At 55.9% G+C, this 18,951-nt stretch carries 16 protein-coding genes; 8 read left to right on the top strand and 8 right to left on the bottom strand.

The annotated features are described in order from the left end of the window. Positions 1–276 precede the first annotated feature (276 nt). From rsmG to asnC, 4 genes are all read right to left on the bottom strand, one after another. Positions 277–900, bottom strand: a complete 624-nt coding sequence (gene rsmG, locus EDF81_RS18135; protein WP_123349571.1) for a 16S rRNA (guanine(527)-N(7))-methyltransferase RsmG — start codon at positions 898–900, stop codon at positions 277–279. Positions 901–965: 65 nt separating this feature from the next. Continuing rightward, positions 966–2,855 (bottom strand): tRNA uridine-5-carboxymethylaminomethyl(34) synthesis enzyme MnmG, encoded by a 1,890-nt coding sequence (mnmG, locus tag EDF81_RS18130; protein ID WP_123349570.1) that lies wholly within the window; start codon positions 2,853–2,855, stop codon positions 966–968. A gap of 379 nt (positions 2,856–3,234) precedes the next feature. Beyond that, positions 3,235–3,678, bottom strand: a complete 444-nt coding sequence (mioC, locus tag EDF81_RS18125; RefSeq protein ID WP_123349569.1) for an FMN-binding protein MioC — start codon at positions 3,676–3,678, stop codon at positions 3,235–3,237. A gap of 101 nt (positions 3,679–3,779) precedes the next feature. Next, a complete protein-coding gene (gene asnC / locus EDF81_RS18120) occupies positions 3,780–4,238 on the bottom strand; it encodes a transcriptional regulator AsnC (protein ID WP_041689565.1) in 459 nt (152 codons plus the stop codon). Positions 4,239–4,388: 150 nt separating this feature from the next. Between asnC and asnA the strand changes: the two genes are divergently transcribed. After that, on the top strand, positions 4,389–5,381 hold the full coding sequence (asnA, locus tag EDF81_RS18115; protein ID WP_123349568.1) for an aspartate--ammonia ligase: 993 nt from the start codon (positions 4,389–4,391) through the stop codon (positions 5,379–5,381). Between the two features lie 3 nt (positions 5,382–5,384). Here the strand turns inward: asnA and viaA are convergent, their stop codons facing one another. Then, positions 5,385–6,836, bottom strand: coding sequence for an ATPase RavA stimulator ViaA (gene viaA / locus EDF81_RS18110; RefSeq protein ID WP_123349567.1), 1,452 nt, complete (start codon positions 6,834–6,836; stop codon positions 5,385–5,387). Next, on the bottom strand, positions 6,830–8,326 hold the full coding sequence (gene ravA, locus EDF81_RS18105) for an ATPase RavA (protein ID WP_123349566.1): 1,497 nt from the start codon (positions 8,324–8,326) through the stop codon (positions 6,830–6,832). Before ravA ends, viaA begins: the two co-directional genes overlap by 7 nt. A 219-nt stretch (positions 8,327–8,545) precedes the next feature. Between ravA and kup the strand changes: the two genes are divergently transcribed. From kup to rbsR, 7 genes are all read left to right on the top strand, one after another. Further along, on the top strand, positions 8,546–10,414 hold the full coding sequence (gene kup / locus EDF81_RS18100) for a low affinity potassium transporter Kup (protein WP_123349565.1): 1,869 nt from the start codon (positions 8,546–8,548) through the stop codon (positions 10,412–10,414). A 198-nt stretch (positions 10,415–10,612) separates the two neighbouring features. Beyond that, positions 10,613–11,032, top strand: coding sequence for a D-ribose pyranase (rbsD, locus tag EDF81_RS18095; RefSeq protein WP_123349564.1), 420 nt, complete (start codon positions 10,613–10,615; stop codon positions 11,030–11,032). Between the two features lie 7 nt (positions 11,033–11,039). Next, entirely contained in the window at positions 11,040–12,545 is a 1,506-nt protein-coding gene (gene rbsA, locus EDF81_RS18090; protein ID WP_123349563.1) for a ribose ABC transporter ATP-binding protein RbsA, read from the top strand. Between the two features lie 5 nt (positions 12,546–12,550). After that, on the top strand, positions 12,551–13,516 hold the full coding sequence (rbsC, locus tag EDF81_RS18085; RefSeq protein ID WP_123349562.1) for a ribose ABC transporter permease: 966 nt from the start codon (positions 12,551–12,553) through the stop codon (positions 13,514–13,516). 29 nt (positions 13,517–13,545) lie between these two features. Beyond that, a complete protein-coding gene (gene rbsB, locus EDF81_RS18080; RefSeq protein ID WP_123349561.1) occupies positions 13,546–14,436 on the top strand; it encodes a ribose ABC transporter substrate-binding protein RbsB in 891 nt (296 codons plus the stop codon). Between the two features lie 110 nt (positions 14,437–14,546). Further along, positions 14,547–15,476: a ribokinase gene (rbsK, locus tag EDF81_RS18075; protein WP_123349930.1), complete on the top strand. Its 930-nt coding sequence runs from the start codon at positions 14,547–14,549 to the stop codon at positions 15,474–15,476. A gap of 12 nt (positions 15,477–15,488) precedes the next feature. After that, a complete protein-coding gene (gene rbsR / locus EDF81_RS18070) occupies positions 15,489–16,472 on the top strand; it encodes a ribose operon transcriptional repressor RbsR (RefSeq protein ID WP_184999568.1) in 984 nt (327 codons plus the stop codon). On the opposite strand, the gene mdtD is transcribed toward rbsR, so the two are convergent. Both mdtD and EDF81_RS18060 read right to left on the bottom strand, forming a co-directional pair. Continuing rightward, positions 16,469–17,860: a multidrug transporter subunit MdtD gene (mdtD, locus tag EDF81_RS18065; RefSeq protein ID WP_123349559.1), complete on the bottom strand. Its 1,392-nt coding sequence runs from the start codon at positions 17,858–17,860 to the stop codon at positions 16,469–16,471. The two genes, rbsR and mdtD, sit on opposite strands and share 4 nt — an antisense overlap. Continuing rightward, positions 17,857–18,576 (bottom strand): FadR/GntR family transcriptional regulator, encoded by a 720-nt coding sequence (locus EDF81_RS18060; protein ID WP_123349558.1) that lies wholly within the window; start codon positions 18,574–18,576, stop codon positions 17,857–17,859. Before EDF81_RS18060 ends, mdtD begins: the two co-directional genes overlap by 4 nt. Between the last annotated feature and the right edge of the window lie 375 nt (positions 18,577–18,951).

Here is an 18,951-nt window from a genome sequence, read left to right as displayed (position 1 = left end):
CACCAACTCTTTTCAAAACACCCCTTATACATCACAAGAACGATTCATTGACATTCTTAATAAAAATTTAACAAGGGTTATTCGTATTACAACGCCATTTTTAGCAGCCTGATATTTTCAGGGTTTACTATCTTCCCGGTAAACAAAAAATGCGTCGTTGCGTGTTCGAAAAATCTTCGTGACGGCCAGGTTAAATGTACCCCAATCCCCGACCGCCGTTTGCACCCTTTTTTAACACTAAAAAAACAGCACTTTTTCTACTTTTTTTGATAAAAATTAAATCGAGTTTGGCTTAATAACCACCAGATGACGCTCCCCTTCCAGCTGAGGAACCTCCAGTTTTACCACTGACTCTAAGACCAGACCGGACGGGAGCTGCGCAATCTCATCGTCAGGAATCAGGCCCTTGAGCGCGTAAAAACGGCCCTGCTCGCCCGGGAGGTGATGGCACCAGCTGACCATATCATTGAGCGAAGCAAACGCACGGCTAATCACGCCGTCAAACGGCGGTTCGGCCGGGAAGTCCTCCACGCGGCTCTGCACCGGCGTGATGTTGTCGAGCTTCAGCTCATGCTGGACCTGTTTCAGGAAGCGCACGCGCTTGCCAAGGCTGTCCAGCAGGGTGAAATGGCACTCAGGACGCACGATAGAGAGCGGAATACCCGGCAGGCCTGGTCCGGTACCCACGTCGATAAAACGTGTTCCCTGCAGGTAAGGTGCCACCACAATACTGTCAAGAATATGACGAATCAGCATCTCGTTCGGATCACGAACCGACGTCAGGTTGTAGGCCTTGTTCCATTTGTTGAGCATATCGACATAGGCCACCAGCTGTTCCTGCTGGTGAACGGACAGCGAAATGCCTGCTTTATCCAGCAGACGAGAGAGTTTGTTAAGCACGGTAATTACCTGTTGAGAGAGCGAAACGGTCACCCGGCAGCTTCCGCCACCGGGCAAACGCCTGATTATGCGCTGCGGCGCAGCATGCCTTGTTTTTTCAGCCAGACCAGCAGAATGGAGATTGCCGCCGGTGTGACGCCGGAAATACGCGACGCCTGGCCGATAGAGACCGGCTTGTGATCGTTCAGCTTGGCGATCACTTCGTTGGACAGGCCGGTCACCTGACGATAATCCATGTCCGCAGGCAGCTGCGTATTTTCATTGCGCTGCTGCTTGTTGATCTCATCCTGCTGACGGGCGATATAGCCTTCGTATTTGACCTGAATTTCCACCTGCTCTGCGGCCTGCGCATCGGCAAGCGCCGGGGCAAACGGCGTCAGCTGGGTCAGTTGCTGATAGGTCATTTCCGGGCGACGGAGCAGATCTTCACCGCTGGCTTCACGTGAAAGCGGCGCGCTGAGGTGAGCGTTCACTTCGTCGATGTTTTCGGTCTGCGGCATCACCCAGGTGGATTTCAGACGCTGACGCTCGCGTTCGATGTTTTCCAGCTTCTCGTTAAAGCGTGCCCAGCGGGCATCGTCCACCAGGCCCATCTCACGGCCGACTTCGGTCAGTCGCAGATCGGCATTGTCTTCGCGCAGCATCAGGCGATATTCAGCACGGGAGGTGAACATGCGGTAGGGTTCTTTGGTCCCCAGAGTGCAGAGATCGTCGACCAGCACGCCAAGATAAGCCTGATCGCGACGCGGCGCCCAGCCCTCTTTTTCCGCCGAGAAGCGCCCGGCGTTAAGACCGGCCAGCAGGCCCTGGGCCGCGGCTTCTTCGTAACCGGTGGTGCCGTTGATCTGTCCGGCAAAGAACAGACCCTGGATATATTTGCTTTCAAGCGTCGGTTTCAGGTCACGCGGATCGAAGAAATCATACTCAATGGCATAGCCAGGACGAACGATCTTCGCGTTTTCCATCCCCTGCATCGAGCGGACAATTTGCATCTGTACGTCAAACGGCAGGCTGGTGGAGATGCCATTTGGATAAATTTCGTTAGAGGTCAGCCCTTCCGGCTCCAGGAAGATCTGGTGCTGGTTACGATCCGCGAAACGCATCACTTTATCTTCGATCGACGGACAGTAGCGCGGGCCGATCCCTTCGATCACCCCGGCATACATCGGGCTGCGATCGAGGTTATTGCGGATAACGTCGTGGGTTTTCTCGTTGGTGTACGTGATATGGCAGGCCATCTGCTGCGGATGCTGCTCGACGGAACCCATAAACGAGAATACCGGCATCGGGTTATCGCTGTACTGCGCACCGAGCACGCTGAAATCGATAGTGCGGGCGTCAATACGCGGTGGCGTACCGGTTTTCAGACGGCTTACGCGCAGCGGCAGTTCACGCAGACGACGCGACAGGGAGATGGACGGCGGGTCACCGGCACGGCCACCGCTGTAGTTATCCATCCCGATATGAATTTTGCCATCCAGGAAAGTCCCTACGGTCAGCACAACCGCCTTAGCACGGAATTTCAGTCCCATCTGGGTAACGGCCCCGACGACACGATCGTTTTCGACGATCAGATCCTCAACGGCCTGCTGGAAGATCATCAGGTTGGGCTGGTTCTCCAGCGCAGTGCGTACAGCCTGACGATAGAGCACGCGATCCGCCTGAGCACGGGTAGCGCGTACCGCCGGGCCTTTGCTGGCGTTTAGTATTCTAAACTGGATGCCGGCTTTATCGATCGCCTGTGCCATCAGGCCGCCAAGCGCATCCACTTCTTTTACCAGGTGTCCCTTCCCAATACCGCCAATGGCCGGATTGCAGCTCATCTGCCCCAGCGTGTCGATATTGTGTGTCAGCAGCAGCGTTTGCTGGCCCATACGTGCAGCGGCCATCGCGGCCTCTGTGCCTGCATGACCCCCGCCAATGATGATGACGTCAAAAGGATCCGGATAAAACATGGTAATTGCCTCGCGGTGTCGCGGTTTGAAAATGGAGTGAAGCCCGGGCCGTGGATTCTACTCAACTTTAGTCGATGGAGAAAGCACTGGGATCCGGGCTATTAAAAAGAAGATCTTTTTATTTAGAGATCTGTTCTATTGTGATCTCTTATTAGGATCGAGAAGGTCTGTGGATAACCCGGATCCTCAATTTAAGATCAAAAGCTTAGTAAGGATCATTAACTGTGAATGATCGGTGATCCCGGCCCGTATAAGCTGGGATCAAAATGCGGGGTTATGCACAGACCAAAAACTGACCAAGGGTTGTTCCTGGGATAACTACCGGTTGATCAGTGCTTTTAAGCAGACTTATCCACACTCGATCGCGCGATCTTTACACTTATTTGAGTAAATTTTTCCAGGATCCCAGCCAAAGCTCTGCCGGATCCTCCGGAATATCGTGTTCCAGGACGTTGATCTTCAGCGTTTCGCCGATCTGTTTTGCGCCGCAGGCTTTCATTTCTGCATCCAGCTTGTCAATCGCACCGCAGAAGGTGTCATATTCGCGACTGCCGATCCCGATAGCGCCAAAGCGAACGGCCGACAGGTCGGGCTTCTCTTCGCGCAGGTACTCGTAGAACGGCAGCAGATTATCGGGAATGTCGCCCGCGCCGTGTGTGGAGCTGACCACCAGCCAGATACCGTCAGTACTGAGCTCGTCTGCCACAGGACCGTGCAGCGTTTCCGTTGTGAAACCAGCGTCTTCCAGTTGCTCTGCCAGATGTTCTGCGACGTATTCCGCGCCGCCAAGGGTGCTGCCACTAATCAGTGTAATGTCTGCCATGATCGCCCGCCCATTTCATCGAGAGGCACATTCTACGCTGTGTAAGGGCTGGGATCTACCTGTGGATATTGCGGGTATTGCGTGGGGATGAAATCGCCCTGTTACGGGCGAATGGTGCGCATGATCGGGTTCTGCAGGGAGATCAGCGTCTCGGTGGACTGGATCTCGTCGATAGTCTGGATCTTGTTGATAAGTACCTGCTGGAGCGCATCGATCGAGCGGCACATGACCTTAATAAAGATGCTGTAGTGCCCGGTGGTGTAATAGGCTTCGGTCACCTCTTCCAGGCTTTCCAGTCTCGCCAGCGCCGACGGGTAGTCTTTGGCGCTCTTCAGAATGATGCCGATAAAGCAGCACACATCGTAGCCCAGCTGTTTGGGACTGACGTCGATACGCGCCCCGGTAATGATACCCGCCTGTTTCATTTTCTCGACCCGGACGTGGATTGTGCCGGGGCTGACGCCAAACTGTTTGGCCAGTTCGGCATAGGCGGTGCGGGCATTGGCCATCAGTGCCTCCAGGATGCCGCGGTCCAGATTGTCGATCTGATAATTTTCCATAGTATTTTCTTATGATGTTTGATGATTCACTCTATTTTAGCGTCTTATTTTAATGAATCAAAATCGAAGAGGGCTTTTTGTTGTTTGATTATTGAATTTGACGCCGGTTCTGTTGCTTAATCAATACCAACAGGACGCAGGAGTATAAAAATGAAAACCGCTTACATTACAAAACAACGCCAGATCAGTTTCGTTAAATCCCATTTTTCCCGCCAGCTGGAAGACAAGCTTGGACTGGTTGAAGTTCAGGCTCCGATCTTAAGTCGCGTGGGTGACGGGACGCAGGACAACCTTTCTGGCTGCGAAAAAGCGGTACAGGTAAAAGTGAAAACGCTGCCGGATGCCCAGTTTGAAGTGGTGCACTCCCTGGCAAAATGGAAACGTCAAACCCTGGGACAACACGACTTCAGCGCGGGCGAAGGGCTCTACACGCACATGAAAGCCCTTCGCCCCGATGAAGACCGACTCTCCGCGATCCACTCTGTTTACGTCGATCAGTGGGATTGGGAACGCGTAATGGGCGATGGCGAACGCCACACCGGAACGCTGAAGGCGACGGTTGAGGCTATCTGGGCCGGGATTAAAGCCACCGAAACGGCCGCGGCCGCAGAATTTGGCCTGACGCCGTTCCTGCCGGAAACCATCCATTTTGTTCACAGCCAGGCGTTGCTGACCCGCTTCCCGGGTCTCGATGCCAAAGGCCGCGAGCGGGCGATTGCCAAAGAGCTGGGCGCGGTCTTCCTGATTGGGATCGGCGGTAAGCTGAGCGACGGCGCACGTCACGACGTGCGTGCCCCTGATTATGATGACTGGAGCACCTCCGGTGAAGGCGAGCTGGAAGGTCTGAACGGCGATATCCTGGTCTGGAACCCGATTCTGGAAGACGCATTTGAGATTTCATCGATGGGGATCCGCGTGGATGCCGCTGCCCTGCAGCGCCAGCTGAAGATCACCGATGATGAAGATCGCCTGCAGCTTGAGTGGCACCAGGCCCTGCTGCGCGGCGAGATGCCGCAGACCATCGGCGGCGGTATCGGCCAGTCCCGCCTGACAATGCTGCTGCTCCAGCTGCCGCATATCGGTCAGGTTCAGTGCGGCGTATGGCCTGCGCAGGTTCGCGAAAGCGTTGCCGCTCTGCTGTAATCTTTAGCGCCGCCAGCGGCGCAGAAGACGGCTCCGCATCCCGGTATCAAAGCGCCAGATATGATCGAAAATGCGCATGATGCCGGGTTTGCCGTGCGCAGACATCGCCACGGCATGAAAGCGGTGCTGCTGTTTACGCTGTAAATCGCCCACGGCGTTAATCACCTCTTCCGGCAGCCGCTGGGCAATAAAGTCAGAGATCACCACCGCATCCGCATCGGCCCATTCCCGGTTTTGTAAGCGCTCAACGATGGCCCGGAAGCAGCTCGCCATGTCGGTGCCGCCGCGAAAGCGCTGGCTGAGAAAGCGTATGGCCTGCTCCAGCCCGTCCGCGCCTGAGAGTTCGTAGCGCACGACTTCGCTTGAGAAGAGCATAATAAAGCAGCGTCGGTTATCGGCCATAGCGACGCGCATCAGCGCCAGGCAAAAGGCTTTTGCACACTGTTCATTAAAGCCGCCCATCGATCCTGAGGTATCCACGCAGACCACAAAGGGACCGCGGGGCTGTTCTTCTACATCCTGATGGACCACCGGACGTTCGGTCACCTTTTCCCGCCAGGCTTCGCCCTGCAGACGGTAGGTCAGCAGCCGTTTTTCCACCAGTCGACGGTAAAATTCAAACTCCAGCTCGCTGATACCGAGAGTGGCCAGCTCCGTGGGCAGCAGGCGCAAAATATCGTCGCTCTGCTGTAGTCCGTCGACCTGTTCCGGCACGCTGGCAGGCTCCCGCACCAGGGTGCGGAAGGTTTCCATCGGCGCGTCCTTCTTTGGTACGGACTTCGCTTCCCGCGAGCGGCCCAGCTGTTCTGCCAGCTGCTGTAGCTCCGGCTGCTGGTTGAGAAAATCCCCGTAGCGGACGATCAGCTGATAGTCGCCGCGCTTTAGCCGCCCGGCGCTCATATCCCACAGACGCCCGGCCGCATTTTCATTTTCGGTCAGCACCGGTGCCAGCTGGCCGCTGAGAGTCATCCGTTCCTGCACCTCGCTGAGCAGCTGCTCGCGCTCCTCCTCCAGCAATTGCTGATTAAGGGCGGTGGCCTGCACCACCAGGCTTAAACGCCAGCGCTGCAGAAGGAGAGTTTGCAGCGCGGGGGTAAAGACGGCGTTACTCTCCACCAGCTGCTTTGCCTGGCTATAAAAGGGAGAGCGCAGCTGATTGAGCTGTTTCAGCAGAGCCGGAAGCTGGAGAATAAACTGTCCGGTGGAGAGTAGCTGGCTCTGCTGATAGCAAACCAGCTCCATCGCCAGCTCCTGCGGAACGTGCGCTTCTTTAATGCGGCTTTTGATGTTCTCCCGCCACTGAGGAAGATCGTCAAGAACGGCGTTTTTTAAGCGGGGGAATTTTTCGAAGAACACCGCCAGCTGCGGCGAGGCCAGCAGCGCGATCAGCATCTCTTCGATTAACCCCTCTTCACTGACCGCCAGTGCCACATTCAGCGTATCCAGGTTTAGCATTGCTGCGCCTGTTTGATCTGATCAATAACGTCCTGCAGGCTGGCTTCGATACGGCCCAGCCAGTCGTTTTCAATAAACAGGCACTTCTGCTGCTCGCTAAAGCGGGTGTGCTGCTGGTGCCAGTCGTTGTCCAGCGTCTCCAGCTGCTGTTTAATTTCCGCCGGCATATTTTCCTGCGTAGTGCCCGGCAGCGCCAGGCGCGATCCCTGGAGGCTGACGTCGCGCACCACCAGGTGCTGGCTGCTATCGACTTCAAGATTCAGAGTCTGAGCAAAGCCAATGCCGTTGAGCTTGCCGCGGATCTCCCCGCCCTTGAGCAGCCACTGCTCCAGGGCACTGCGCTCAAGCGTCAGGTGGATCACCTCCATATCGTGCAGCTTCAACGGCTTTTGCAGCAGCAGCGTCAGAGTGGCGTCGCTCAGCTCAGGCGGAAGATCGTACTGCGGGCGGCGGCTGAACATGCCCCCGTGGCGGTTAACTTTGACCGCCGTTTTGTCGCTCTGCTGCTGCTGGAGCTGAATACGCCGCTGGACGATGGTTCCCAGGCGGGTCAGCATCGTCTGCTGCTGCCAGCCGTGCACGGTCATCAAAATATCCAGCTGCTGCGAAAGCAGGTTCATGCCCTGCGCATCGTGCCACAGACAATCTTTAAGCAGGATCAGGTCGATAGGTGTGACCGCATCGCGACCGCTGAAGAAAGCGCTGGCCTGCAGCAGGCGGATAGCTTTTTTCCAGCGGCGGTCGGAAACATAGGGCGCACCGGGCATATTCTCCAGCTGTTGGCGTAGCATAAAGACAAGCTCAAATACCGCCTCCGGCAGGCTGACCTCGCCGATCTCCTGCTGCCAGCGGGTAAACTCTTCATCGGTGACCTGCAGCGCGGTGGGGACCGGGTTTTCGCTCTCGTTATGCTGGCTTATCAGCATGGCGCGGAAATTGGATTTCTCCTGCACTTTGTCGAGCCACAGGCGGATCAGCATACGGTCATATAATGCTTCCAGGCTGCCGTCGGCTTCCGGTAATTCATTGGAGGCGGCCACCAGCAGGCGCATGGGAATTTTTTCCTCCGTCGCGCCGTTGCGGAAGTGGCGTTCGTTAATCGCGGTCAGCAGGGTATTGAGGATCGCCGGGCCAGCTTTCCAGATCTCATCCAGAAAGACGATCTCCGCTTCCGGCAGATAGCCAGCGGTCAGACGCTCGTAGCGTCCTTCATCTTTTAGCGCCTGGATCGACAGCGGGCCGAAGACCTCCTCCGGCGTGGAGAAACGGGTCATCAGATACTCAAAGGCCCTTGCGTGGCTAAAAGCGAACTTCAGTCGCCGGGCAATCAGGCTTTTCGCTATCCCCGGAGGGCCAAGCAGGAAAACGCTTTCGCCGCACAGCGCGGCCAGCAGGCACAGGCGAATCGCGTGGCTGCGTTCGAAGAGCCCTTTTTCCAGCGCGGCGCCTAAGCGAGAAATTCTTTCAGCCAATAAATTAGGGTGAGCCATAATAAAATTGCGTCCTTTCGCCGGGTTACGGCTTTATGAAGCGAGTATAGACATTTTGAACCGGGCTAATAGACTGAACAACGGCCATGTTTTCTTTGCGCCAGATTAAACCCGCTTGATATAGAGAGACGAATTTGCCATTAATCATGCATACTGTGCGCCTTTTTGTGGGCGAACGGACTCAGCACACATTTCACCTGGTTAACGAAAGACGAGTCTATGAGCTCTGAGAATAAGCAATCATTGTCCGCGGTTACGCTTGCGGCCATTGGGGTTGTCTATGGTGATATTGGCACCAGCCCACTCTATACCCTTCGTGAATGTCTGTCCGGCCAGTTTGGTTTTGGCGTTGAACGCGACGCCGTCTTTGGTTTTCTGTCCCTGATTTTCTGGCTGCTGATTGTTGTTGTCTCCATTAAATATCTGACCTTCGTTATGCGTGCTGATAATGCCGGTGAAGGGGGGATCTTAACCCTGATGTCGCTGGCCGGGCGCAATACCAGCGCGAGGATGACCTCCGTGCTGGTGATTATGGGGCTTATCGGCGGCAGCTTCTTCTATGGTGAGGTGGTGATCACCCCGGCGATATCGGTGATGTCGGCGATGGAAGGGCTGGAAATCGTCGCACCCTCGCTCGATACCTGGATTGTGCCTCTCTCTATTGTGGTGCTGACGCTGCTGTTTGCTATCCAGAAGCACGGGACCGGCATGGTGGGGAAACTCTTCGCGCCGATTATGCTGGCCTGGTTCCTGATCCTGGCCGTGCTTGGCCTGCGCGGGATAATCAGTAATCCCGAGGTGCTGCAGGCGCTGAATCCGGCCTGGGCGCTGCACTTCTTCCTTGAGTACAAAACCGTCTCCTTTGTTGCGCTTGGCGCGGTGGTGCTGGCAATCACCGGGGTTGAGGCGCTGTATGCCGATATGGGCCACTTCGGCAAGCTGCCGATCCGCCTGGCCTGGTTTTCCCTGGTCCTGCCGTCGCTGGTGTTGAACTATTTTGGCCAGGGCGCGCTGCTGCTGAAAACGCCGGAAGCGATTAAAAACCCCTTCTTCCTGCTGGCGCCCGACTGGGCGCTGATCCCGATGTTAATTATTGCCACTCTGGCGACGGTGATTGCGTCCCAGGCGGTGATCTCCGGTGTCTTCTCCCTGACCCGTCAGGCGGTGCGTCTGGGCTATCTGTCGCCGATGCGCATTATTCACACCTCGGAAATGGAATCAGGGCAGATCTATATCCCGTTTGTTAACTGGATGCTCTACGTCGCGGTGGTGATTGTGATTGTCAGCTTCGAGCACTCCAGCAACCTGGCCGCTGCCTACGGGATTGCGGTGACCGGGACCATGGTACTGACCTCTATTCTTTGCGCCACCGTGGCCCGTAAAAACTGGCAGTGGAGCGGTTGGCTGGTGGGGCTGATGGTGGTGGCCTTCCTGAGCGTGGATGTGCCGCTGTTCTCTGCAAACCTCGATAAGCTGCTGTCCGGCGGCTGGCTGCCGTTAAGCCTCGGCCTGGTGATGTTCGTGATTATGACCACCTGGAAAAGCGAGCGCTTCCGCCTGCTGCGCCGTATGCATGAGCACGGTAATTCTCTGGAGGCGATGATCGCCTCGCTGGAGAAGTCGCCTCCGGTTCGCGTGCCGGGGACCGCCGTCTATATGTCCCGCGCCCAGAAAGTGATCCCCTTTGCGCTGATGCATAACCTCAAGCACAACAAGGTGCTTCACGAGCGGGTGATCCTGCTGACGCTGCGTACGGAAGATGCGCCTTATGTACATAATGTTCGCCGGGTGCAGATCGAGCAGCTGTCGCCGACCTTCTGGCGGGTGGTGGCCAGCTACGGCTGGCGCGAAACGCCCAATGTAGAGGAGGTGTTCCACCGCTGCGGCCTGGAAGGGCTGAGCTGCCGGATGATGGAAACCTCGTTCTTTATGTCGCACGAGTCGCTTATTCTGGGCAAGCGCCCCTGGTATCTGCGCCTGCGCGGCAAGCTCTACCTTCTCCTGCAGCGCAACGCCCTGCGCGCGCCTGACCAGTTCGAGATCCCACCCAACCGGGTCATTGAGCTGGGTACCCAGGTCGAGATTTAAAACGCGAAAACCCGCTTTCTTAAGAGGGTTTTTTATACGTTTCGATCGGTAATTTCCGTTAAAGCTAAAGCCTGATGAACCCTGTCGCGAAACGTTTCGATGGCGATCACATTTCTTTCACTTTGCGGTGGTTTTATGTTCATTACTCATATTACACTCATCATCAGCGAAACGTTTCGCTAATGGAGTAATAAAACAATGAAGAAAGGTTCGGTTCTTAACTCTGAGATTTCGTCAGTCATTTCCCGTCTTGGGCATACTGATACGCTGGTGGTTTGTGACGCCGGTCTGCCAATTCCTGGTAGCACAACGCGTATTGATATGGCGTTAACCCAGGGCGTGCCTGCGTTTATGCAGGTACTGGAAGTGGTCACGGCTGAAATGCAGGTTGAATCGGCTATTCTTGCCGCGGAAATTAAGCAGCACAATCCGCAGCTCCACGAAACGTTGCTCGGCCATATCGGGCAGCTGCAGAAACACCAGGGAAACACCATAGAAATTCGTTACATCACACATGAGCAGTTCAAACAAAAAACCGCAGACAGTCAGGCGGTAATTCGCAGCGGGGAGTGTTCCCCGTATGCGAATATCATTCTCTGTGCTGGCGTCACCTTCTGAGGCCCTCATGGACGCATTATTACAGCTAAAAGGGATCGAAAAATCGTTCCCCGGGGTGAAAGCCCTCTCCGGCGCAGCGTTGAATGTCTACGCTGGCCGCGTTATGGCGCTGGTTGGCGAAAACGGCGCCGGCAAATCCACCATGATGAAAGTCCTGACCGGTATCTATCAGCGCGACGCCGGTTCGCTGCTGTGGCTGGGAAAAGAGACCACGTTTAACGGTCCTAAATCCTCCCAGGAAGCCGGTATCGGGATTATTCACCAGGAGCTGAACCTGATCCCGCAGCTCTCCATTGCCGAGAATATCTTCCTTGGCCGTGAGTACGTGGGGCGCTTTGGCAAAATCGACTGGAAAACCATGTACGCCGAAGCCGATAAGCTGCTGGCGAAGCTGAACCTGCGCTTTAAAAGCGACCGGCTGGTGGGCGAGCTGTCCATCGGCGATCAGCAGATGGTGGAGATCGCCAAAGTGCTGAGCTTCGAGTCGAAAGTCATCGTGATGGATGAACCGACCGATGCCCTGACCGATACCGAAACCGAATCTCTGTTCCGCGTTATTCGTGAGCTGAAAGCTCAGGGACGCGGAATTGTCTATATCTCCCACCGCATGAAAGAGATCTTCGAAATCTGCGATGACGTGACGGTCTTCCGCGACGGCCAGTTTATTGCCGAACGTGAAGTCGTCAGCCTCACGGAAGATTCGCTGATTGAGATGATGGTGGGCCGCAAGCTGGAAGACCAGTACCCGCGTCTGGACAAAGCGCCGGGTAACGTGCGCCTGAAGGTCGATAACCTGTGCGGCTCCGGCGTGAATAACGTCAGCTTTACGCTGCGTGAAGGGGAAATCCTCGGCGTGGCGGGCCTGATGGGCGCGGGTCGTACTGAACTGATGAAGGTGCTCTACGGCGCGCTGCCGCGTGCCAGCGGTTACGTCACCCTCGACGGTCATGAAGTGGTTACCCGCTCTCCGCAGGATGGGCTGGCGAACGGGATTGTGTATATCTCCGAAGACCGTAAGCGCGATGGCCTGGTGCTGGGGATGTCGGTCAAAGAGAACATGTCCCTGACTGCCCTTCGCTACTTTAGCCGCAGCGGCGGCGGCCTGAAACATAAAGATGAACAGCAGGCGGTGGGTGATTTCATCCGTCTGTTTAATGTTAAAACCCCGTCAATGGAACAGGCCATTGGCCTGCTGTCCGGCGGTAATCAGCAAAAGGTGGCGATCGCCCGCGGCTTAATGACCCGGCCGAAAGTGCTGATCCTCGATGAGCCAACCCGCGGGGTGGATGTTGGGGCGAAAAAAGAGATTTATCAATTAATTAACCAGTTTAAAGCCGATGGCCTGAGCATTATTCTGGTCTCATCCGAAATGCCAGAAGTATTAGGTATGAGCGATCGTATTATCGTTATGCATGAAGGGCATCTCGGCGGTGAATTCACGCGCGAGCAGGCCACCCAGGAAGTATTGATGGCTGCCGCTGTGGGCAAGCTTAATCGTGTGAATCAGGAGTAAAAAAGATGACTACCCAGGCTGTTACTGGTCGCCGTTATTTCACCAAAGCGTGGCTGATGGAGCAAAAATCGCTGATTGCCCTGCTGGTGCTGATCGCGATCGTCTCGACCATGAGCCCGAACTTTTTTACCGTCAATAACCTGTTCAATATTCTGCAGCAGACCTCCGTGAACGCCATTATGGCGGTGGGGATGACGCTGGTGATCCTGACCTCGGGGATTGACCTGTCCGTCGGCTCGCTGCTGGCGCTGACCGGTGCGGTTGCTGCCTCTATCGTCGGTTTCGAAGTGAATGCGCTGGTGGCAGTGGCTGCGGCCCTGGCGCTGGGTGCGGCGATTGGCGGGATCACCGGGGTGATTGTTGCTAAAGGTCGGGTGCAGGCATTTATCGCCACTCTGGTGATGATGCTGCTGCTGCGCGGCGTCACCATGGTCTACACCAACGGCAGTCCTGTTAATACCGGCTTCACCGACAACGCCGATGTCTTTGGCTGGTTTGGGATAGGGCGCCCGCTGGGCATTCCGACGCCGGTATGGATTATGGCGATTGTGTTTATCGCGGCCTGGTATATGTTGCATCACACGCGTCTGGGACGTTATATCTATGCCCTCGGCGGCAATGAGTCTGCGACTCGTCTGTCCGGGATTAGCGTCGACAAAGTCAAAATTATCGTTTATTCACTGTGCGGTTTATTGGCTTCGCTGGCGGGTATTATCGAAGTGGCGCGTCTCTCTTCCGCCCAGCCTACGGCGGGGACGGGTTATGAGCTGGATGCGATTGCAGCAGTTGTATTAGGAGGAACCAGTCTGGCAGGCGGTAAAGGCCGGATTGTGGGTACGCTGATCGGTGCGCTGATCCTCGGGTTCCTTAACAATGGTTTGAATTTATTAGGTGTTTCCTCTTACTACCAGATGATTGTAAAAGCCGTGGTGATTTTGCTGGCGGTGCTGGTAGACAACAAGAAGCAGTAAGTACTTCACACATACAGGACATCATAAATATGAACATGAAAAAGCTGGCTACTCTGGTTTCTGCCGTGGCGCTGAGCGCGACGGTGAGCGCAAACGCAATGGCAAAAGACACCATTGCACTGGTTATCTCCACGCTCAACAACCCGTTCTTCGTTTCTCTGAAGGATGGCGCGCAGAAAGAAGCGGACAAACTGGGCTATGACCTGGTTATCCTCGACTCCCAGAATAACCCGGCCAAAGAGCTGGCGAACGTTCAGGACCTGACCGTCCGTGGCGCTAAACTGCTGCTGATCAACCCGACCGATTCCGACGCTGTAGGTAACGCTGTGAAAATGGCTAACCAGGCGAAAATCCCGGTGATCACCCTTGACCGCGTGGCCTCTCAGGGTGAAGTGGTCAGCCACATCGCTTCTGATAACGTGCTGGGCGGCAAAATCGCCGGTAACTACATCGCTAAGCAGGCCGGTGAAGGCGCGAAAGTGATTGAACTGCAGGGCATTGCAGGGACTTCAGCAGCGCGTGAGCGTGGCGAAGGCTTCCAGCAGGCCGTTGCGGCACACAAATTTAACGTTCTGGCCAGCCAGCCTGCTGACTTCGACCGTACTAAAGGTCTGAACGTTATGCAGAACCTGCTGACCGCGCATCCGGACGTGCAGGCTGTATTTGCACAGAACGATGAAATGGCGCTGGGTGCACTGCGTGCGCTGCAGACCGCAGGCAAAACCGACGTGATGGTTGTTGGCTTTGACGGTACGCCGGACGGTGAAAAAGCCGTTAAAGATGGCAAACTGGCGGCAACTATCGCTCAGCTGCCTGAGCAGATCGGTGCTACCGGCGTTGAAACCGCGGATAAAGTCCTGAAAGGCGAAAAAGTTTACGCCAAAATCCCGGTGGATCTGAAACTGGTTATCAAGCAGTAAGAAAGCCATTTGGGTCGCGCCACGGGCAGACGACCTGAAGGACTACGTAAAAGAAAAGCAGGGCACGCGCCACCGGTTCCCGGTGGCGCATCTTAGTGGATATTCTGAACATGAAAACTGCAGGCAGTCTCGTCGTCCTTGGCAGTATCAATGCCGATCACATTCTCAACCTTGAATCCTTCCCTGCACCGGGCGAAACCCTGCTGGGGAGCCAGTACCAGATCGCCTTTGGCGGCAAAGGTGCCAATCAGGCCGTCGCGGCGGGTCGCAGCGGCGCAAAGATTGCGTTTATCGCCTGTACCGGCGATGACGATACCGGCGAACGCGTGCGTAAACAGCTGGCCAGCGACAATATCGACATCGCACCCGTTAGCGTCATTGCGGGTGAATCCACCGGTGTGGCCCTAATCTTTGTTAACGGCGAAGGGGAGAATGTCATCGGTATTCATGCCGGTGCCAACGCGGCATTAACGGTGGAACTGGTTGAAGCTCAGCGCGAGCGTATCGCCGGGGCTTCCGCGCTGCTGATGCAGCTGGAATCGCCGATTGAAAGCGTGCTGGCGGCGGCAAAAATTGCCCGCGAGAACCAGACGCTGGTGGCGCTAAACCCGGCTCCGGCCCGTGAACTGTCAGATGAGCTCCTGTCGCTGCTCGATATCATTACCCCGAACGAAACCGAGGCGGAAAAGCTGACTGGCGTTCGCGTGGATAATGAAGCTGACGCGGCAAAAGCGGCGCAGATCCTCCATGACAAAGGCATCAAAACCGTACTGATCACCCTGGGCAGCCGTGGCGTCTGGGCCAGCGTTAACGGCGAAGGCAGTCGTATTCCCGGCTTTAAAGTGCAGGCCATCGATACTATCGCCGCCGGGGATACCTTCAACGGGGCGTTGATTACGGCGCTGCTGGAAGAGAAACCACTGGCCGAGGCGATTCGCTTTGCCCATGCCGCCGCGGCCATTGCCGTGACGCGCAAAGGTGCGCAGCCTTCGGTTCCCTGGCGCAAAGAGATAGACGAATTCTTAGGTCAGCAGGGGTAAATTTTGGCCACAATGAAGGATGTTGCTCGCCTGGCGGGTGTTTCTACTTCTACCGTCTCTCACGTTATCAATAAAGATCGCTTTGTGAGCGAGGCGATTATTGAAAAAGTGGACGCGGCGATTAAGACGCTCAACTACGCGCCTTCCGCGCTGGCACGCAGTCTTAAGCTGAAGCAGACCCGCACCATCGGCATGCTGATTACCGCCAGCAGCAACCCCTTCTATTCCGAACTGGTTCGCGGCGTCGAGCGCAGCTGTTTTGAGCGTGGCTACAGCCTCGTGCTCTGCAATACTGAAGGCGACGAGCAGCGGATGAACCGCAACCTTGAGATGCTGATGCAAAAACGCGTCGACGGGCTGCTGCTGCTGTGCACCGAAACGCATCAGCCTTCGGTTGAGATTATTCGCCGCTACCCGTCGATCCCGACGGTAATGATGGACTGGTCGCCGTTCGAGGGCGACAGCGATCTGATTCAGGATAACTCTCTGCTGGGTGGCGATATGGCGACCCAGTATCTGATTGATAAAGGCCATACCCGTATCGCCTGCATAACTGGCCCATTGGATAAAACCCCGGCGCGACTTCGTCTTGAAGGTTATCGGGAGGCGATGTCCCGCAGCGGGCTGACCGTTCCGGCAGATTATGAAGTGATTGCCGACTTTGAGTTTGGCGGCGGTTTTGATGCGATGCAGAAACTGCTGGCCCACGCGACGCCACCGGATGCGGTATTTATCGGTAACGATGCGATGGCGGTGGGTGCCTATCAGGCGCTGTATCAGGCCGGGCTGCATATTCCGCAGGATATGGCGATTGTCGGCTATGACGATATCGAACTGGCGCGCTATATGACGCCGCCTCTGACGACAATCCATCAGCCAAAAGATGAACTCGGCGAGCTGGCGATTGATGTGCTGATCAACCGCATGGCGGAGCCGGAACTTGCCCAGCAACGCCTGCAGCTCACCCCGGAACTGATGGTGCGCGGTTCGGTTTAATGCCGCTCCTTAATCAGGTTGCGGCCGTCTTTTGGTTTTAACAGCATAAACATCCCCGCCGACAGAACCGTAATCGCCCCCATGCTAATAAAGGTATAGTGGAACTGATCCACCGTACTGGTGCCCTCTATTCCCTCATAGATACGCAATACCGCCGCGCTTACCGCCACACCCAGACTGATCGACAGCTGCTGCGTAACGGCCAGCACGCTATTGCCACCGCTGGCGCTTTCGTCGGTCAGGTCAGCAAGGGTAATGGTATTCATGGCGGTAAACTGGGTCGACATGGCCATTCCAAGAATAAACAGCGGCAGGATCAGCATCCATACCGGCATCGCCGGGGACTGGAACGAGAACTGCGCAATCATCAGGCCGATAAACAACGTCACGCCAACCAGCGTCTTGCGGTAACCGCACCAGCGCAGTACCTGGGTGACCATCGATTTCGCCAGGATTGAGCCCATCGCCGTTGGTGCCATCATGCAGCCGGCGATCAGCGCCGGGTAACCAAAACCGACCTGGAGCATTAGCGGCATCAAAAAGGGTACGCAGCCGGTGCCGAGACGCGTGGCGAGGTTGCCCGCGATGCCCACCGAGAAGGTGCGGATCTTAAACATCGGTAGCGCAATCAGCGGCGTAGGATGGCGACGGGCGTGGCGGACATAGGCCGCCAGCAGAAGCAGACTGGTGATGATAATGGCCAGCGCAATCCAGCTGGTGACCAGCCGCTCACCGAACATCTCCATCCCGCAGGAAAACAGTACCAGGCTAAAGCCGAACAGCAGAAAGCCAACGCCGTCAAAACGGCGGCGCGGCGTGGTGAAGTTCGGCATATATTTGCGGGCGTAGAGCAGCCCGGCGATACCGATAGGAATATTAATCAGGAAGATCCAGTGCCAGCTGGCCCAGGTGACCAGCACCCCACCCAGCACTGGTCCCAAAATCGGGCCAACCAGCCCCGGCATGGTGACAAAGTTCAGAACCGGGAGCAGTTCGCTGCGCGGATATGCCCGCAGAAGAGCAAGACGCGCCACTGGCATCATCATCGCTCCGCCCACGCCCTGGATAATACGGAAAGTTACCAGCTCGGCCAGCGAGCCGGAAAGAGCACAGGCCAGCGATCCGAGGGTAAAGAGGCTAACCGCCAGCATAAAGACGCGTCGGGTGCCGAAGCGATCTGCCAGCCAGCCGCTGACCGGGATCAGCATCGCAACGGTCAGGGTATAGCTGATAATGGCGGATTGCATCGCCAGCGGCGAGTGGTTGAGGCTTTGGGCGATAGCGGGAAGGGCGGTATTCAGAATGGTCGCGTCGAGCGCCTGCATAAAGAACGCCATCGCGGCGATCCACGGCAGTCCTGCCATACTGCGCGCTTTTTTCTCTGTCATGCCTTGTCCTGTGTGTCGAGGGGAAGGGCGTTGGGTGCCGCCAGCAGAGCCTGACAGGCCAGTAATGCCCGCGTCCCGTCGCTCTCCTGAATGGCATCGACTATCGCCTGATGCAGATCGAGTTTAACCACTTCATTATGGGTAATAGAGGAGAAGTAGTGACGGTACACCGAATGGAACAGCGAAGCGAACGAGGTTAAGAAGGGATTACCGCTCATTTGATAGATATGCTCATGCCAGGCCATATCCACTTCTATCCAGCGCTGGCGGTCAAAGTGCTTCTTCAGCAGCACCATCCCTTCCATCAACGTATTGAGCTGTCCCTTTTGCTCCGCATTACCCTGCGTCGCGGCCAGGAGACAGGCCTGTGGCTCCAGGCTGCTGCGCATAATAAGGAAGTGGCTGATGACCTCTTCAAAGTTATCTTCCGTCATCCACCAGGTCAGCAGCTCTTTATCGAGGAAGTTCCAGCTGCTTTGCGGCATGACGCGAGTGCCAATACGCGGACGCGGCAGAACCATACCTTTGGCGGTCAGGGTCTTGACCGCTTCTCTGACTGCCGTGCGGCTCACGCCGAATTGTTCACCCAGCGCCATCTCTCCGGGCAGAATGGAACCCGGCGCAAATTTACCCGCCAGAATGTGTCGGGCCAGCTTTTCCGCCACTATATATGAGAGATTCTTTTGCGCGGCGAGCTGCTGTGCGCGTAAAGACATAGATGCCGTTCCTTCTTTATGTTCTTTTTACTGCGGCTAAGTATGCCACCAGAGATGTGATTTCGATTACAAAAACGACAAGCAGGGCGTTTAATGGCGCTTTTCTCCCCATTGCGGTGAAAAAATCCCCGCTTAGAATCTTTTTTTAAATTTCCTCTTGTCAGCCCGGAATAACTCCCTATAATGCGCCTCCACTGACACGGCACAACGGCATAAACACCGGCCTGACAGTTGAAGGTAACCGAAAATAAACGGTTGACTTCTCAGAGGGAAAGCGTAATATACGCCACCTCGCGACAGTAAGCCGAAAGGCGCGTCGCACTGCTCTTTAACAATTTATCAGACAATCTGTGTGGGCACTCGAAGATACGGATT

Origin of the sequence: Enterobacter sp. BIGb0383, from assembly GCF_003751845.1 — a bacterium.
GTDB lineage: Bacteria > Pseudomonadota > Gammaproteobacteria > Enterobacterales > Enterobacteriaceae > BIGb0383.
Note: the sequence above shows the minus strand (reverse complement) of the source record. Positions and strands in the feature narration are given on the sequence as shown.

Bases quoted from the DNA above. Each gene is read 5' to 3' on its own strand.
- mnmG (WP_123349570.1), bottom strand. From the start codon at position 2,855: ATGTTTTATCCGGATCCTTTTGACGTCATCATCATTGGCGGGGGTCAT.
- mioC (WP_123349569.1), bottom strand. From the start codon at position 3,678: ATGGCAGACATTACACTGATTAGTGGCAGCACCCTTGGCGGCGCGGAA.
- asnC (WP_041689565.1), bottom strand. From the start codon at position 4,238: ATGGAAAATTATCAGATCGACAATCTGGACCGCGGCATCCTGGAGGCA.
- asnA (WP_123349568.1), top strand. From the start codon at position 4,389: ATGAAAACCGCTTACATTACAAAACAACGCCAGATCAGTTTCGTTAAA.
- viaA (WP_123349567.1), bottom strand. From the start codon at position 6,836: ATGCTAAACCTGGATACGCTGAATGTGGCACTGGCGGTCAGTGAAGAG.
- ravA (WP_123349566.1), bottom strand. From the start codon at position 8,326: ATGGCTCACCCTAATTTATTGGCTGAAAGAATTTCTCGCTTAGGCGCC.
- kup (WP_123349565.1), top strand. From the start codon at position 8,546: ATGAGCTCTGAGAATAAGCAATCATTGTCCGCGGTTACGCTTGCGGCC.
- rbsD (WP_123349564.1), top strand. From the start codon at position 10,613: ATGAAGAAAGGTTCGGTTCTTAACTCTGAGATTTCGTCAGTCATTTCC.
- rbsA (WP_123349563.1), top strand. From the start codon at position 11,040: ATGGACGCATTATTACAGCTAAAAGGGATCGAAAAATCGTTCCCCGGG.
- rbsC (WP_123349562.1), top strand. From the start codon at position 12,551: ATGACTACCCAGGCTGTTACTGGTCGCCGTTATTTCACCAAAGCGTGG.
- rbsB (WP_123349561.1), top strand. From the start codon at position 13,546: ATGAACATGAAAAAGCTGGCTACTCTGGTTTCTGCCGTGGCGCTGAGC.
- rbsK (WP_123349930.1), top strand. From the start codon at position 14,547: ATGAAAACTGCAGGCAGTCTCGTCGTCCTTGGCAGTATCAATGCCGAT.
- rbsR (WP_184999568.1), top strand. From the start codon at position 15,489: ATGAAGGATGTTGCTCGCCTGGCGGGTGTTTCTACTTCTACCGTCTCT.
- mdtD (WP_123349559.1), bottom strand. From the start codon at position 17,860: ATGACAGAGAAAAAAGCGCGCAGTATGGCAGGACTGCCGTGGATCGCC.
- EDF81_RS18060 (WP_123349558.1), bottom strand. From the start codon at position 18,576: ATGTCTTTACGCGCACAGCAGCTCGCCGCGCAAAAGAATCTCTCATAT.